Genomic DNA, 15,579 nt, shown 5'->3' with positions numbered 1-15,579 from the left:
TCAGAGTCTGCGACTTGTTCCCGCATCGGCCCTATTCGTGTTGCACAGTGTTGCGCGTCGTGGCCTTGACCACCTGCGGCGAGACGGCGAGGACGATGCCGACGAGCGCGGGGACGAGCAGCGCCCAGCCGAGGTCGGGACGTGCGTAGAGGCCCTGGAAGGAACCGACGGCGACCGCGACCTGCAGGATCTGGATGGTCACCGCCGACGCACGCGTCCAGTTCTGCGCCCTGAGCGCTCCGATCGCGGTCGCGACCACCCAGATGGCCGCGATGACCACGAGCACCAGGATGGCGACAGCCGTCGTGAACGACTCCGGCGTGACCGTGAGCAGTTCGACGAGCAGCCACACCGCCGCCCCGGCGACGAGCAGCGCCTCCAGGAAGAGCAGGACGGCGAGCGCGACCAGCAGTGGGGGCCGCCAGTGGACGTCGGAGGCCGCGCTCACAGGGTCGCCCTGACGGTCGGGACGGGGGTCGGTGGAACGGTCGGACTGGTCCCCATCGGGGGGCGGAACTCTAGCACTCATTCATTTCTCGCTTGTGTTCACAGCGTTATCTCATACAAAACTATTGATTCGGATTATGCGCTATGGGAGCATATTCGAGGTCGAGTTAGCGCTCACAGGGTCGTGGGCAGGTCTATCCCCCACGGATCATTCACCCTGTAGCTCGACTGCTTACCATGCATCCTAGGCCGTAGCGGCCGGGGAACAATCAGCAAACAAGGAGCACATCTTCATGGACTGGCGCGACAAAGCTGCCTGCCTCACAGCGGACCCCGAGCTTTTCTTCCCCGTCGGCAACACCGGGCCCGCCGTCGACCAGATCGACAAGGCGAAGTCCGTGTGCGCCCGCTGCACCGTGACCGAGATCTGCCTCCAGTACGCCCTCGAGACCGGACAGGACTCCGGCGTCTGGGGTGGCCTCTCCGAAGACGAGCGCCGCGCGCTCAAGCGCCGCGCCGCCCGCGCACGCCGGGCCTCCTAGACCCGCCACAGCACGAGGCGCCCCGCCGAGGCGCTCCCTCGCACACCTAGCATTCGAGGGAGCGGCCTCGGCTTTCGTGTTTAACGCGCGCGAGCAGTCGTAGACCCTCCGCACGAACGGAGAACAGGGCGCCACCTCCCCAGACTCCGCACGAACGGAGAACCGGACATCCCTGCCCCGAAACTCCGCACGAACGGAGTCCGCGACGGCGTGGCGGGCGCGAACTCCGCTCGAACGGAGTTCGGGCGGATGACGCGCAACGGCGGAAAATCGGGCCGACGCGCCGTGGAGATGTCCGCTTGAGCGGAGAAGCCGCGCACCCACGACCGGATGTCCGCTTGAGCGGAGAAACCGGGACCGAGAGGCGCGGGTCAGCCGGGCAGCTGGCCGAGACCGTCGACCTTCGGGATGGCGGCGAGCAGGCGGCGCGTGTAGCTCGCCTGCGGGTTGTTCCAGACCTCGGCGACCGGGCCGCGCTCGACGATGCGCCCGGCGCTCATCACCGCGACGTCGTCGGCGATCTCGCGCACGATGGCGAGGTCGTGGCTGATGAACAGCAGGGCGGCGCCCGTCTCGATCGCCAGGGTGCGCATCATCCCGGCCACGCGCGCCTGCAGCGAGGCGTCGAGCGACGCGATCGGCTCGTCGCCGATCAGCAGGTCCGGTCCGGTGGCGATGGCACGCGCGATGGCGATCCGCTGACGCTGGCCGCCCGAGAACGCGTGCGGGTGCTTGGTCGCGGCCGACGCATCCAGTTCGACGGCTTCGAGCAGCGACGCGACCGTCCAGGCCGACCGGTCCGGGTTGATGCGCAGGCCGTCGGTCAGCTGGCTCGCGATGGTCCTCCGCGGGTTGAGCGACGCATACGGATTCTGGAACACCATCTGGATGCGCAGCTGCGCCTTGTCCCGCTTCCGCAGCCCGAGCCTGCGCACCGGCTCGCCCTCGAAGTGGATGCTGCCGTGCTGCACGGGCTCGAGGCCGCAGACCGCGCGGGCGATCGTCGACTTCCCGCATCCCGATTCACCGACGAGGCCGAGCACCTGGCGTTTGTCGAGGCGCAGGCTGACGCCGTCGACAGCGGTCAGCCGTCCGCGCCCCGGCTGCTTGTACGTGACGACGAGGTCCTCGATGTCGAGCAGGCTCATGATGCATCCCTGTCGGTGCTGGGCAGCGCGTCGATGAGCGCGCGCGTGTATTCGTTCTGCGGGTCCGTGATGATCTGGAACCGGTCGCCGTGCTCGACGATCTCTCCGTTGCGCATCACCGCGATGGTGTCCGCCAGCGCCGACATCACGCCGAGGTCGTGCGTGACGAGCAGCACGGCGAGGTCGAGCTCGTCGCACAGGGTGCGCAGCAGCCGCAGGATGCCCGCCTGCACGGTCACGTCGAGCGCGGTCGTCGGCTCGTCGGCGACCAGCACGGACGGCCCGCAGATGATCGCCATCGCGATGGCGATGCGCTGCAGCTGGCCTCCGGAGAACTGGTGCGGGTACTTCTTCAGCGCCCCGGCCGGGTCGGGCACCTTCACCAGTTCGAGCGTGTCGATGGCGCGCGCAATGGCCTCCTTCTTGGATATCTTGCGGTGCGCTCTGAGGTGGTCGGTGAGCTGCCCCTCGATCGTGAGCATCGGGTGCAGGCTCGCTGTCGGATCCTGGAACACCATCGCGACCCGCGAGCCGCGCAGCTCGTTCAGCGCTCTCCCTCGCAGTTCGAGCAGGTTGCGCCCCTCGAATTCGATCGTGCCGCCGGTCTGCGATCCGGCGGGCAGCAGCCCGAGGGCCGCGAGCCCCGTCATGGTCTTGCCCGACCCGGACTCTCCGGCCAGCCCGGTGATCCGGCCGGCGGGCACCTCGAGGTCGATGCCGCGCAGGATGTGCTTCGCACGCTCCCCTGACCCGATCGACATCGTCAGGTTCCGGATGCTCAACCCGCTCACAGTGCCCTCCCCTGAACGCTCTCAGCCGTGCGCGGATCCAGGGAGTCGCGCAGGGCGTCCCCGAGGAAGTTGAACGCGAGCACCACGGAGAGGATCGCGAGCCCAGGGAACACGGCGATCCACCAGGACGAGAAGTTGAGGACGCCGGACGAGACCATCGCGCCCCAGTCCGGCGTCGGCGGCACGGCGCCGAGGCCGAGGAACGACAGGCCGGACAGCAGCAGGATCGCCGTGCCCACATCCAGGGTCGCCAGCACGAACACCGGCGCGATGATGTTGGGCAGGATGTCCTTCGACAGCGACACCACCGGGCTGTTGCCCAGCAGTCGTCCCGCGATCACGTACTCGCTCGTGCGCGCCCCCAGCACCAGCGAACGGGTGACGCGGGCGTATGCGGGCCACGACACGATCAGCATCGCGATCACCGCGTTGGTCAGGCTCGGGCCGAGGGATGCGGCGATCACCATCGCGAGGATGATCGTCGGAAACGCGAACACCAGGTCGGCGATGCGCATGATGATCTCGTCGGCCGCCTTGCCGATGTATCCGGCGACGGCCCCGAGGATCGAGCCGATCACCAGCGACGACGCCACCAGCAGCAGCGCGAGCAGGATGGAGACGCGCGCGCCGGCGATGACGCGGGAGAGCACATCCCTCCCCACCTCGTCGGTGCCGAACCAGTTGACCGGGTTCGGGGCGAGCAGCTTGGTGAAGCTCTGGGCGAGAGGGTCGTACGGCGCGATCCACGGTGCGAGGATCGCGACCAGCAGCCACACCACCACGATCGCGCCGCCGGTGACGGCGAGCGGCGTCCGCATCGCGCGCGGCACGTTGAGCCTGGCGCGGAACGGGCGGCGCAGCCCGCGGGAGAGAACGTCCTGGGTCATGCCGTCCTCACTCTCGGGTCGATCAGACCGTACGCGATGTCGACCACCAGATTGAGCCCGATGTAGACGAAGCCGACCACGAGGCCGACGCCCATGATGGCGGGGAGGTCGAGCTTGGTCGCCGCGGAGAACGCGTACTCGCCGAGCCCGTGCCAGGAGTAGATCTTCTCGACGAGCACGGTGCCCGAGAGCAGGGAGCCGAACGCCAGGCCGACTACGGTGATGATCGGCACGAGCGAGCCGCGCAGCACGTAGCGGAACACCACGGTGTGCGCGGGGAGGCCCTTGGCCCTGGCGGCACGCACGTAGTCGAGGTCCAGGACTTCGAGCACGGCGGAGCGCGCGAACCTGGTCAGCAGGCCGATCGTGTACAGCGCGAGCACGGAGGCGGGAAGGATGAGGTGGTAGACCGCATCCCAGAACGTCGGCAGGTCGCCGGCGAGCAGCGCATCCACGGTATAGAGGCCCGTGACCTGCGGGGGCGCGATCGCCGTCGGTGCCAGCCGGCCGGACCCGGGGAACAGGTGCAGCTGGTAGAAGAAGACGAAGTAGACGACCAGCGCCAGCCAGAACGCGGGCATCGAGACGCCGATGAGGCTGATGACGCGGATGAGCTGATCCCAGAACGTGCGCCGCTTGAGGGCGGCGATCAGGCCGAGGCCGATGCCCAGGACGATCGAGATGACGATCGCGGTCACCGCCAGCTCGATCGTGGCGGGGAACGCCCGCGACAGGTCGGAGGCGACGGCGTTGTGCGTCTGGGTGGACGTGCCGAGGTTGCCCTGGAGCACGTGACCGAGGTAGGTGAGGTACTGCACCGGCAGCGGCCTGTCGAGTCCCTGCGCCTCGCGGAACTGCTGCACGATCGCCGGGTCGGCGGCCGCCTGCTCGCCGAGGGCCGCCTGCACGGGGTCGGCCGGGACGAGGTTGGTCAGCGTGAACGTGACGAGCGTGACTCCGAAGAGGAGCAGGACGGTGATGCCGAGCCGGATCGCGAGGTAACGCGCCAGCGGGGGGATCCCCGCCGGCGCGTTCCTCTCGCGTTCGCCCGGAGGCGTCTTACTTGATGCCCGCAAAGTCGATCGTCCAGAGCGGGTTGAGCGACAGGGACGTGATGGACTTCGCGGTCACCACGTTCTGCGCAGGCTGCAGCAGCGGGATGAACGGCCCTGAGGCGTTCTGCGCCTTCTGCAGCGCCTGGTAGGCGGCGGTGCGCTCCTCCGTGCCGGTCGCGGCCTTGGCCTTCGCTGCCAGGTCGCTCACGGTCGGGTCGGCATCCGCCGTCCAGCCGGCGCGGAGGCCGACCAGTTCACCGGGGGTGAACGCCAGGTAGTTCGAGGGGTCCGGGAAGTCCGGGCCCCAGTACCAGAGTCCCATCGGCTCCTTGCCGTTGCGGTACGCATCCAGCTCGGTGGCGACGGGCGCGGGGGCGAGTTGGACGGTGATGCCGACGGTCTTGAGCTGAGCCTGGATGGACTCGGCGACCGACTGCAGCGACAGGCCCTGCACGGTGATGTCGTTCGGGAAGTTCAGCTTGACCGTCTGTCCGCTGTATCCGGACTTCGCGAGCGCCGCCTTCGCGCCGCTGAGGTCGAACTGGTTGCCGTCCGACGCCTTCAGCGCGCCGATGAAGATCGACGGGATGACGCCGCCCGGCCGCTCGGACCCCTTGCCTGCCAGGTCGAGGATCTTGTCGTAGTCGATCCCCTTCTTGACGGCGTCGAGGAAGTCCGGGTTGCTGGTGAACGGGTCGACGGCCTTGTCCTGATTGAGCAGGAGGAAGATCGTGTATCGCGACGCCGCCGAGATGACGTTGACCTTGGAGGCGTCGATGGCCGCGACCTGGTCGGGGTTCAGGTCGAGTGCGATCTGCGAGTCGCCCGCCTCCACGTTCAGCTTCTGGGTCGGTCCCTGCACGTTGCGCAGCACGACGCGGTCGTATGCCGGAGCCTTGCCGCTGTACTTCGGGTTCTTCTTCAGCACCACCTGGGAGGCGGCGTCGAACGACTCGAGCATGTACGGGCCGGAGCCTGCCGACGTCTTGTTGAGGAAGGACTCCGCCTTGTCGTCTGCGGTCGCCGATCCGCCGTTCTTCTCGACGACCTTCTGGTTCACGACGCCGAGCGCCGGGTTGGGAAGGATGTACGGGAGAGCGGGGTTCGGCTCTGCCGATGTGAGAGTCAGCGTGGTGTCCGAGGTCTTCGCCACGGTGATGCCGTCGAGCAGGAAGGACGGGTTGCCCTTGATGCCGAGCACGCGCTGCAGCGAGAACACGGCGTCGTCGACGGTCACTTTCGAGCCGTCCGAGAATGTGGAGTCGCCCTTCATGGTGAGGGTGAGCACCTTGTTGTCGGCCGACATGGTGTAGCTGGCGAGACCGTCGACCGGCTTCGAGACATCGCTGCCGTCGAAGGTGAGGAGTGTCTGGTAGAGAGCGTGGGCGACCATGCCGCCGGTCGTCTCGTACTCGCGGTTCGGGTCTGCGGTCTTCAGGTCGAACGAAGCGTCGACCACGATCGACTTTCCGCCAGACGATGACGCGTTGTTGGAGGTGCCGCCGCAGGCGCTCAGGACGAGCGCGCTGGCGACTGCGATGCCGACGAGGCCGGCGCGACGCAGGGAATGGGACACGGATGACCCCTTTGACTTGGTTGGAAGGTTAGGTGTGAAATTACTGTCATCCATGAATGTGTGTCAACTTTGCGCAGAAATCTCGGACGAATGTGCTGCGCTTCTGCCCTCGACGGCATATTATCTCCATCACGCGGGCCATTTCGCCCGCTCGGAGGACGAATGTGAGGGCGCATGGAACTCGACGAGACGCATATCCGGATGCTGGAACTTCTGCGAGAGGATGGCCGCACCTCCATCGCCGCCCTGGCCGAAGAACTCGGCATCTCGCGCTCCAACGCGTACGCCCGCTACGAGGCTCTCGTGAAGAACGGCGTGATCCGCGGGGTGCACGCCGACATCGACCCGGCCGCCGTCGGCCTGAGCGTCTCAGCACTGGTCTTCGTCACCCTCCGGCAGAGCCAGTGGGCCGACTTCCGCAGCAGGCTGGAGACCCTGCCGGAACTCGAATACTTCACCGTGATGACCGGCGAGCACGACGCGATGCTGCTCGTCCGCGCCAGCGGCGTCTCCGCCATCCACAACCTTGTGGCCACCCGGCTCGCGCAGTGGCCGTCGATCAAGGCGACGGTCACGGTGTTCCTCATGGACGAGCAGGCGACGAGGGTGTCGCTCCGGATGCCCAGGGTCGCCTCCGACGCACTGCAGACCTCGGGCGAGCGCTATGGCATGACCCGGTTCGTCCGCACCAGCGACCAGCGGGCGGAGCGGGCGACGGCCGATCCGCGCAGACGGCGGTGAGCTGAGGCTATGCCACCTCGCGGCACACGGAGACGTGCTGCGCGCCATCCGGGGTCGCGAACTCCTCGGTGAGGATCAGCCGGCCGTCGTCGTCGGTGGAGAGCGTCGACGTGGCACTCCCCTGCGCCGTACTGCCGTCGATGCCGTGGTGCACGAACGAGATGTGCAGCACGTCGTCCTCCCTGCGCCCGACGAAGCGGCCCACCGCGACGGTGTCGCCGACGTACTCGCCCCACAGCACCCCGGAGTCCTCACGGTAGAGGAAACGCGTGGGAGCATCCTCGGCCACCACACTCGACGTCGACGAGATCATGTCGAAGTACTTGCCGTCGAGGGGAGCGGATGCGCGGGTGTTCTTGGCGGAGGCGGTCACGGCGGACCATTCTGCCCCCGTTGCCCTGGGGGATGTCAAACCGGGATGCGATCCGTCCAGCGGGCGCGCATCCGGAGCCTGTTGCGCGGCATTTGTGTTACGAAACGCCGTTTGCGCGGAACGATTCGTCCCGAACCACGTTTTCACCGCTACAGATGGCTGCGGTAGGTGCGAACGACCGGACGTTATGACTTCGTGAGGTAGCGCAGCGGCACCTCGATGGTCACCTCTGTGCCCTGCCCCATCATCGTGTGCCAGTCGATCGTGCCGCCCAGCTCGCCCTGGATGAGCGTGCGCACGATCTGCGTGCCGAGCCCGCTGCCCACCTTGCCCTCCGGCAGCCCGGAGCCGTTGTCGACCACCTTGACCGTGAGCGAGTCCTCCGAGCGGTCGGCGATGATCTCCACCTCACCCTCGCGACCCGCGAGCCCGTGCTCGACGGCGTTGGTGACGAGCTCGGTGAGTGCGAGGGCGAGCGGCGTCGCGTACTCGCTCGGCAGCGAACCGAAGCTGCCGGACGACTTCGGGTGCACGGTCGTGTTGTGGCTCGACGCGACCTCGGCCACCAGCAGCAGCACCCGTGCGAACACGTCGTCGAAGTCGACGATCTGGTTGAGCCCGGTGGAGAGAGTGTCGTGAACGACGGCGATGGCCGCCACCCGGCGCATCGCCTGGTTGAGGGCCTCCCTGGCCTCCTCCGAGTGCGTGCGGCGGGCCTGGATACGCAGCAGCGACGCGACGGTCTGCAGGTTGTTCTTCACCCGGTGGTGGATCTCCCGGATGGTCGCATCCTTGGTGATGAGCTCGCGCTCCTGGTGCCGCAGCTCGGACACGTCGCGGCAGAGGACGATCGCGCCGACGCGCTCCCCCCTGTTGCGGATCGGGATGGCCCTGAGCGACACGGTGACGCCGCGCGCCTCGATGTCGGTGCGCCACGGTGCCCGCCCGGTGACGACGAGCGGGAGGGACTCGTCGACGGTCATCCGGCCGGACAACAGCCGGGTTGTGACGGTGGCGAGGGACTCGCCCTCCAGCTCCTCGGTGAAGCCCATCCTGTTGAAGGCGCTGAGGGCGTTCGGGCTGGCGAAGGTGGTGATCCCGTCCACGTCGAGCCTGATGAGGCCGTCGGAGGCGCGGGGCGCTCCACGCCTTGGACCGCTCGGCGCCCCCAGGTCGGGGAAGTCGCCGGTGGCGATCATGTTGAAGAGGTCGTTGGCGCACGCGTTGAACGTGAGTTCCTGACGGCCGGGGGTGCGCGCCTCGCTGAGGTTGGAGTGCCGCGTGATGACGGCGACAGGCTGCTCGGCGGTCTCCGGAGAGTTGACGCTCAGCCGCCGGATGACCGGGACGGCGAGCACCCTGGTGGGCGTCTCCTCGAACCAGTCCGGCGCGTTGGTGTCGATGATCTGCTTGGTCTGGAACGCATCCGTGACTTGCTGCCGCCACTCCGGCTTGATCCGCTGGCCGACGAAGTCACGGTAGAACAGGGTCGCGGCGCTCGACGGGCGCGCGTGCGCGACGGCGACGAAATCGTCATCGGTGGTCGGCACCCACAGCACGATGTCGGCGAAGGCCAGATCGGCGAGGAGCTGCCAGTCCCCGACGAGGCCGTGCAGCCAATCGACGTCCTCCTCCGAGGAACGGGTATGGGCATGCACAAGATCACTGAGCGTCGACACGCACCTAGTCTAGGCAGTCCCCCGACACGATCACGGATGTTATCCACAGCCTGTGTTAGAGCCCTGGACTCCCCGTAGACGCGCCTGCTTGAGTGACACTCACGCGGCGGCCGGAGCGAGGAGAGGCTTCCCGCTGCCAGCACCGAAGCAAGTCGCCGCACAGCCGCGGCCACGACGAGGGGAAAACTCCTGTGACCACCGTTCTCAACCACCACGACGACCGCACCAGCCCGACCGCCCTCCGCGAACGGGCCGGGATGCGCCTCCGGGCGCGGCAGGGGGTGGATGCGGTGGCTGCGCCTGAAGCGGCTCAGGAGGCGCGTGGACGGGGCCGGGGGCCCGAGGGTGGGGCTGCGCCGTTCCGGGCCGTCGCGGAGCTTCCAGCCGTCCCGCGCGCGGACGGGCTGCCCGATCCGGCGCCTCTCGCAGCCAACCTCGCTCTGCGCGTCATCGAGGTCCTGGCCGGAGCGAGGAACATCGACCAGCTCAGCCGCTGGGTGAGCGACTCGGTCTTCGTGCATCTGCTGCGACGCACCACCATCTCGGAGCGCACCAGGAAGATCGCGGGCAACCCGGTCCAGCGCCCGCGCCTCTGGGTCGGCGAGCCGTACATAGCGACGCCCCGCGACGGCGTGATCGAGGCGGTCGTGCTCGTGCACCAGCCCAACCGCACGCGCGCCGTCGCCATGCGCCTCGACGTGGTCGGCTCGCGCTGGAGGGCGAGCGCGATGACAGTGCTGTGAAATCACCAGCCGGAGACGCGAATGGCCGCCCCGGGCGGGGCGGCCATTCGTGGTCGGTCAGGCGCTGGTCAGCGCTTCTTGCCCTGGGCGCGGCGCTCTGCGCGGTTGGCGGGCGCGGCGTCGTCGCTGTCGGAGACGCGCTGGCCGAAGGCTCCACGCTGGGTGCCGCCCTGTGCGGGGGGCGCCGATGCCTCGTTCAGCTGCGCCTGCGCACGCTGGGCGCGGGCGGTGGCGCTCTGCTCGATCTGGCCGCGCTGGTTGCGGACCTCGACGCCGCCGGCGTCGCTCGGAGCGGAGTAGCTGAGCGGGGCGTCGTCGTCGCCGCGGCCGAGGCCCTTGGCGGCCACGCTCGGCGCCTCGACCTCGCCGGGAGCCTCGTTGACCTCCACCTCCAGGTTGAACAGGAAGCCGACCGTCTCCTCGCGGATCGAGCCCATCATCTGCTGGAACATCGCGTAGCCCTCGCGCTGGTACTCGACCAGCGGGTCGCGCTGGGCCATCGCGCGCAGGCCGATGCCGTCCTTCAGGTAGTCCATCTCGTAGAGGTGGTCGCGCCAGCGGCGGTCGATCACCGAGAGGACGACGCGGCGCTCCAGTTCGCGCATTGCGGGCGAACCGAGCGACTCCTCGCGCTTCTTGTAGGCGATCCGCGCATCCGACAGGATCTCGCGGCGCATGAAGTCGCGGTTGATCTTGCCCTTGTTGCCCGCCTCGGTGATGACCTCGTCGATCGTCACGCCCACCGGGTAGAGCGTCTTCAGCTCGGCCCACAGGGCGTCGAAGTCCCAGTCGTCGCCGTTGCCCTCGCCCGTGTGCTGGTCGAGGATGTCGTCGATCACCTCGGTGAGGAACTGCTGCGTGCGCTCGTGCAGGTCGTCGCCCTCGAGGATGCGACGGCGGTCGCCGTAGATCGCCTCGCGCTGGCGGTTGAGGACGTCGTCGTACTTGAGGACGTTCTTTCGGATCTCCGCGTTGCGGGCCTCCACCTGCGACTGGGCGCTGCGGATGGCCCTGCTGACCACCTTCGACTCGATGGCGAGGTCGTCGGGGACGTTTCCTCTGCCCATCAGCGATTCGGCTGCTCCCGCGTTGAACAGGCGCATCAGGTCGTCGGTCAGCGACAGGTAGAAGCGGCTCTCGCCCGGGTCGCCCTGACGGCCGGAACGACCGCGCAGCTGGTTGTCGATGCGGCGCGACTCGTGGCGCTCCGTGCCGAGCACGTAGAGCCCGCCCGCCGCGACGACCTTGTCCGCCTCGGTCTGGACCTTCTCCTTGACGGAGTTGAAGACCTCATCCCAGGCCGCCTCGTACTCCTCCGGGGTGTCGACGGGCGACAGGCCGCGGGCGTTCATCTCGGCGACGGCGATGAACTCGGCGTTGCCGCCGAGCATGATGTCTGTTCCACGACCGGCCATGTTGGTGGCGACGGTGACGGCGCCGAGGCGTCCGGCCTGCGCGACGATCGCGGCCTCTCGCGCGTGGTTCTTGGCGTTGAGCACCTCGTGCCGCACGCCCTTCTTGGCGAGCAGGCGGGAGAGGTATTCGCTCTTCTCGACGCTGGTCGTTCCGACGAGGACCGGCTGGCCCTTCTCGTGGCGCTCCGCGATGTCTTCGACCACCTGGGCGAACTTCGCCTGCTCGTTCTTGTAGACGAGGTCGGACTGGTCGATGCGCTGCATCGGCTTGTTCGTCGGGATGGGGACGACGCCGAGCTTGTACGTGCTCATGAACTCGGCGGCCTCCGTCTCGGCCGTTCCGGTCATGCCGGACAGCTTCTTGTAGAGGCGGAAGTAGTTCTGCAGGGTGACCGTGGCGAGGGTCTGGTTCTCGGCCTTGACCTCGACACCCTCCTTCGCCTCGATGGCCTGGTGGATGCCCTCGTTGTATCGGCGACCCATCAGGATGCGGCCGGTGTGCTCGTCGACGATCAGCACCTCGCCGTTCATCACGACGTAGTCCTTGTCGCGCTTGAACAGGGCGTTCGCCTTGATCGCGTTGTTGAGGAAGGAGATGAGGGGCGTGTTGGCCGACTCGTAGAGGTTGTCGATGCCGAGGTAGTCCTCGACCTTCTCGATTCCGGGTTCGAGCACGCCGACGGTGCGCTTCTTCTCGTCGATCTCGAAGTCGACCTCCGGCTCGAGACGCTTGGCGAGGTTGGCGAACTCGTTGAACCAGCGGTTCGCCTCACCGGAGGACGGACCGGAGATGATCAGCGGGGTGCGGGCCTCGTCGATGAGGATGGAGTCGACCTCGTCGACGATCGCGAAGAAGTGGCCGCGCTGGACCATGTCGCTCGCCTGCCACGCCATGTTGTCGCGCAGGTAGTCGAAGCCGAACTCGTTGTTGGTGCCGTACGTGATGTCTGCCGCGTACTGCTCGCGGCGCTCCTCCGGCGTCTGGCCTGCGAGGATCACGCCGGTGCTCATGCCGAGCGCGCGGAACACGCGGCCCATCAGCTCGGACTGGTAGCTGGCGAGGTAGTCGTTGACCGTGATGACGTGCACGCCGCGGCTGGCGATCGCGTTGAGGTACGCGGCCGTCGTGGCGACGAGGGTCTTGCCCTCACCGGTCTTCATCTCGGCGATGTTGCCGAGGTGCAGGGCGGCGCCGCCCATGATCTGCACGTCGAAGTGACGCATCCCGAGGGTGCGCTTCGCGGCCTCGCGCACCGCGGCGAAGGCCTCGGGCAGCAGGTCGTCGAGAGACTCGCCGTTGCTGTATCGCTCCCGCAGTTCGACGGTCTCGTGCATGAGCTCTTCGTCGGTGAGTTCGCTGAAGTCGTCCTCGAGCGCGTTCACCGCTTTGGCGTACGCCTCCAGGCGACGGAGGGTACGGCCCTCGCCGACTCGGAGGACCCTTTCCAATACTGAGGCCACGTATGCACTCCACTTTGTTTGTTCAGGCTGATGTCGCCTGTCGCCCAGTCGGGCGCACGTCGAACCGCCGGCCGTGGCCGACGCTAGACATATCGTACTTGTTTCGCCGTTGGGTTCGGCGGGTAGTTCCTGTGAGGGCGCTCCGGAAAGCGGGGCGCCGATGGTGACGGCCGCCTGGGCCGCCACCATCGGCGCTGTTCCGGTGTCACAAAGCCGGTGTCACCGAGACCGGATGCCGGTCAGCCTCCGAGCTTGCGGCTCGCGGTCGCGACCTCCTGCAGTTCCTCCGCCTCGTCGTCCAGGGCGATCACGCCGTAGTCCCAGCCTTTGCGGCGGTAGACGACGCTCGGGCGCTGGTTCTCCTGGTCGATGAAGAGGTAGAAATCGTGGCCGACGAGCTCCATGTAGTACAGAGCGTCGTCGACGGTCATGGGGACGGAGGCGAACACCTTCTTGCGGATGACGACGGGGCTGTAATCGTCCTCCGCCTCCTCCGCTCCTTCCGCATCATCGGAGACGACGGGAACGCTGCCCGTCCTCACCTGATCGAGTACTGCGACGGGGGCCGCTGCGAGTCCGACGGCGCTGAAGCCGTCCGTGCTCGCCTCTCGGAGCGACGTCGGCCTGTGCTGGCCGCGATGCACCTTGCGACGGTCCTTCGCCCTGCGCACCCGTTCCAGGAGCTTTCCGAGGGCGATGTCGAACGCCGCGTACTTGTCGGTCCCGGTCGCTTCCGACCTCACGACGGCCTTGGGGCCGACGAGTGTCAGTTCGACGCGATCATCGCCGTTCTGGGTGCCGACCTTCTCGTTGTGACGGCTGACTTTGATCTCGAAAGAGATCGCGCGTTCGGCGAGGTGCGAGACCTTTTCCGCCTTCTCAGTCGCGTATTCACGGAAACGATCGGTGATTCCCAGGTTGCGTCCGATGATGTTGATGTCCATGGAGACCTCCCTGTTCCGGCGTGCCGTCCGCCCGGATCACGAAGGGCGGGTCATCCACACCTTTTCGACCACCGTAGTGCCGTCCGCCTCGGAAGTGAACAGGGAGAAGTGCTCTATCTGCCGAAGGTTTCCCGAGCGGTCCCCGTGCGTCAGGACAACCGCGGCGTGCCCCCTCGCAGCGGCGTCCGCGCGACTGCTACGGCGACGACGATCCTGCCTCCGGCAGCGGCGACGGCACGTGCCGCCTCCCGCACGGTGGAACCCGTGGTGACGATGTCGTCGACGATCAGGCAGTCCCTCCCCCGCAGCCGCGGGGACGCGGCGAGGCTGCCCTCCCGGTTGCCTGCACGCTGGCGGGCGGTGAGGCCGACCTGGTCGTGGGTCTGCCTGGTGAGCCGCAGCGCGCGCCACAACGGGGGCGACAGGATGCGCGACCGGCGCAGGAGCATCGCCGTCGGATGGTATCCCCTGCGGCGGAAGGCGGCGCGGGTCGACGGGATGACGACGGGGAGGACGGCGCGCGGTGCATCAGGGCGGAGACGCACGGGAGGCGCATCCGGTCGCAGCTGAGGAAGGGCTGCCATGATGGCCGCCCGCAAAGCTCCGGCGAGCACGGGCGCCGCGTCGGTTCGCCCTCCGTCTTTGAAGGCGAGCAGCACGCGCCTGGTCACGCCGTCGTAGTCGAGCGCTGCGAACACCGGAGGGTCGAAGGTGTCCGGTGCGATCGGTCCTGGCCGCATGGCGCGCGTGCAGTTCGCGCAGACGGCGCGGTCTGGGCGGCCGCAGCCGCTGCAGCGCACGGGGAGCAGCACGGCGGCCGCGTCGAGGAGGGAGTCTCGGATCAGGGTGGTCGGTGTCATGGTTCGAGCATCCCGTGCGGGAGGTCGCGGCGGACCGGGCGGTGGGAATCGGTGGAGAACGCGCCGAACTACCTGGCCTGTGGAGAGAACAGCTGCGCCGCTCTCAGCGCAGCAGGGTCACGGCTGGCCGAGCTGCACCGCGACGGCGCCGACCTTGTCGGTCTGCGCCTGCCAGCCTGTGCCCGTCGGGGCTTGCAGCGAGCCGTCGGAGGTGAGCACCAGGTAGCGGGCGAGGCCGCCTGCTCCGACGATCGTCATGCCTCCACCCGGGCCCGCGGTCGTGGTGGAGGTGCCGCCGATGGTCTGCTCGGAGATCGACGTCGCGTCGCCGCTCAGGTCGCTGAGCACGGCGACCGTCAGCTCGCCGGTCCAGGCCACGGAGCGCGGGGTCCCCTGGCCGACGGCCAGTTCGATCGGCTCGGTGAGGGCTGTCGGCACCCCTGCCTCACCGCGGACGATGCCCGCAGCGACCAGGAGCGTCTGCGCGCCGTTCGCGAGCAGCGCGACCACGCGCGTTCCGTCGCGGGACACCGCGAGCGACTCGATCGCGGACGCAGACGGCCACGCGGTCTTCACCGGATGCGCCTGCCCGTCCTGGCTGTACGCCTGCAGCGCGCCCGGGCTGCCCTGCGGCACCGACCAGACCCAGCCGCTCGTGTCGATGGCGGGCGCGATCAGGCCGGGGCGCACATCCACTTTTGCGGGCTCAGCGCTCTTGCGCACGACGTACGCCGCTCCGTGGGACAGCACGGCCGCCTCGTCCCGTGCCGCGTTCAGGGCGACGGCGGTGGGCTGCAGGGCGACGATCTTGTCGCTGATCCCGCTCAGCTCGGTAACGCTCGACCCGCTCAGCAGGCCGAAGGTGTTCTGGCGGTAGACGATGGGGTGCGAGTCGACGGGCGGGTCCTGGGTGGGCG

15 protein-coding genes are annotated in these 15,579 nt (G+C 68.2%); 3 read left to right on the top strand and 12 right to left on the bottom strand.

Annotated elements, in window-relative coordinates:
* Positions 1–31: 31 nt before the first annotated feature.
* Positions 32–448: a hypothetical protein gene (locus tag B7438_RS12620; RefSeq protein WP_085369952.1), complete on the bottom strand. Its 417-nt coding sequence runs from the start codon at positions 446–448 to the stop codon at positions 32–34.
* Between the two features lie 292 nt (positions 449–740).
* On the opposite strand from B7438_RS12620, the gene B7438_RS12615 reads away from it, so the two are divergent.
* Entirely contained in the window at positions 741–989 is a 249-nt protein-coding gene (locus B7438_RS12615) for a WhiB family transcriptional regulator (protein ID WP_055890939.1), read from the top strand.
* A 371-nt stretch (positions 990–1,360) separates the two neighbouring features.
* Here B7438_RS12615 and B7438_RS12610 read toward each other — a convergent pair whose 3' ends face one another.
* The 5 genes from B7438_RS12610 to B7438_RS12590 are packed head-to-tail and all read right to left on the bottom strand — an operon-like array spanning position 1,361 to position 6,446.
* The gene (locus B7438_RS12610) at positions 1,361–2,137 is read right to left on the bottom strand and encodes an ABC transporter ATP-binding protein (protein WP_085369951.1); all 777 of its coding nucleotides are present in this window, start codon (positions 2,135–2,137) and stop codon (positions 1,361–1,363) included.
* Positions 2,134–2,928, bottom strand: coding sequence for an ABC transporter ATP-binding protein (locus B7438_RS12605; protein WP_247597316.1), 795 nt, complete (start codon positions 2,926–2,928; stop codon positions 2,134–2,136). The genes B7438_RS12610 and B7438_RS12605 overlap by 4 nt, the downstream gene beginning before the upstream one ends.
* Complete coding sequence (locus tag B7438_RS12600; protein WP_085369950.1) at positions 2,925–3,815, bottom strand: ABC transporter permease; 891 nt, start codon at positions 3,813–3,815, stop codon at positions 2,925–2,927. The genes B7438_RS12605 and B7438_RS12600 overlap by 4 nt, the downstream gene beginning before the upstream one ends.
* Entirely contained in the window at positions 3,812–4,891 is a 1,080-nt protein-coding gene (locus B7438_RS12595; RefSeq protein ID WP_179150810.1) for an ABC transporter permease, read from the bottom strand. Before B7438_RS12595 ends, B7438_RS12600 begins: the two co-directional genes overlap by 4 nt.
* Positions 4,875–6,446 carry an ABC transporter substrate-binding protein gene (locus B7438_RS12590; RefSeq protein WP_210724025.1) on the bottom strand — a complete coding sequence of 524 codons (1,572 nt, stop codon included), beginning with the start codon at positions 6,444–6,446 and terminating at the stop codon, positions 4,875–4,877. The genes B7438_RS12595 and B7438_RS12590 overlap by 17 nt, the downstream gene beginning before the upstream one ends.
* A 174-nt stretch (positions 6,447–6,620) precedes the next feature.
* On the opposite strand from B7438_RS12590, the gene B7438_RS12585 reads away from it, so the two are divergent.
* Entirely contained in the window at positions 6,621–7,187 is a 567-nt protein-coding gene (locus B7438_RS12585; RefSeq protein ID WP_085369948.1) for an Lrp/AsnC family transcriptional regulator, read from the top strand.
* Positions 7,188–7,194: 7 nt separating this feature from the next.
* Here B7438_RS12585 and B7438_RS12580 read toward each other — a convergent pair whose 3' ends face one another.
* Together B7438_RS12580 and B7438_RS12575 are read right to left on the bottom strand one after the other, a co-directional pair.
* A complete protein-coding gene (locus B7438_RS12580; RefSeq protein ID WP_210724024.1) occupies positions 7,195–7,560 on the bottom strand; it encodes a hypothetical protein in 366 nt (121 codons plus the stop codon).
* Between the two features lie 185 nt (positions 7,561–7,745).
* A complete protein-coding gene (locus tag B7438_RS12575) occupies positions 7,746–9,239 on the bottom strand; it encodes a sensor histidine kinase (RefSeq protein ID WP_085369947.1) in 1,494 nt (497 codons plus the stop codon).
* A gap of 191 nt (positions 9,240–9,430) precedes the next feature.
* On the opposite strand from B7438_RS12575, the gene B7438_RS12570 reads away from it, so the two are divergent.
* The gene (locus B7438_RS12570; RefSeq protein ID WP_085369946.1) at positions 9,431–9,982 is read left to right on the top strand and encodes an Rv3235 family protein; all 552 of its coding nucleotides are present in this window, start codon (positions 9,431–9,433) and stop codon (positions 9,980–9,982) included.
* A 68-nt stretch (positions 9,983–10,050) separates the two neighbouring features.
* Here the strand turns inward: B7438_RS12570 and secA are convergent, their stop codons facing one another.
* From secA to B7438_RS12550, 4 genes are all read right to left on the bottom strand, one after another.
* Positions 10,051–12,858 carry a preprotein translocase subunit SecA gene (gene secA, locus B7438_RS12565; protein ID WP_085369945.1) on the bottom strand — a complete coding sequence of 936 codons (2,808 nt, stop codon included), beginning with the start codon at positions 12,856–12,858 and terminating at the stop codon, positions 10,051–10,053.
* A gap of 239 nt (positions 12,859–13,097) precedes the next feature.
* On the bottom strand, positions 13,098–13,802 hold the full coding sequence (hpf, locus tag B7438_RS12560) for a ribosome hibernation-promoting factor, HPF/YfiA family (protein WP_085369944.1): 705 nt from the start codon (positions 13,800–13,802) through the stop codon (positions 13,098–13,100).
* 149 nt (positions 13,803–13,951) lie between these two features.
* Complete coding sequence (locus B7438_RS12555) at positions 13,952–14,662, bottom strand: ComF family protein (protein ID WP_085369943.1); 711 nt, start codon at positions 14,660–14,662, stop codon at positions 13,952–13,954.
* Positions 14,663–14,779: 117 nt separating this feature from the next.
* Positions 14,780–15,579, bottom strand: an 800-nt coding sequence (locus tag B7438_RS12550) for an LpqB family beta-propeller domain-containing protein (protein WP_256922017.1), incomplete at its 5' end; no start/stop codon positions are given.

The sequence above is a fragment of the Leifsonia sp. NCR5 genome (assembly GCF_002105485.1).
Lineage (GTDB): Bacteria > Actinomycetota > Actinomycetes > Actinomycetales > Microbacteriaceae > Leifsonia.
The sequence above is the reverse complement of the archived record's forward strand: the minus strand, read 5'-3'. Positions and strand labels throughout refer to the sequence as shown.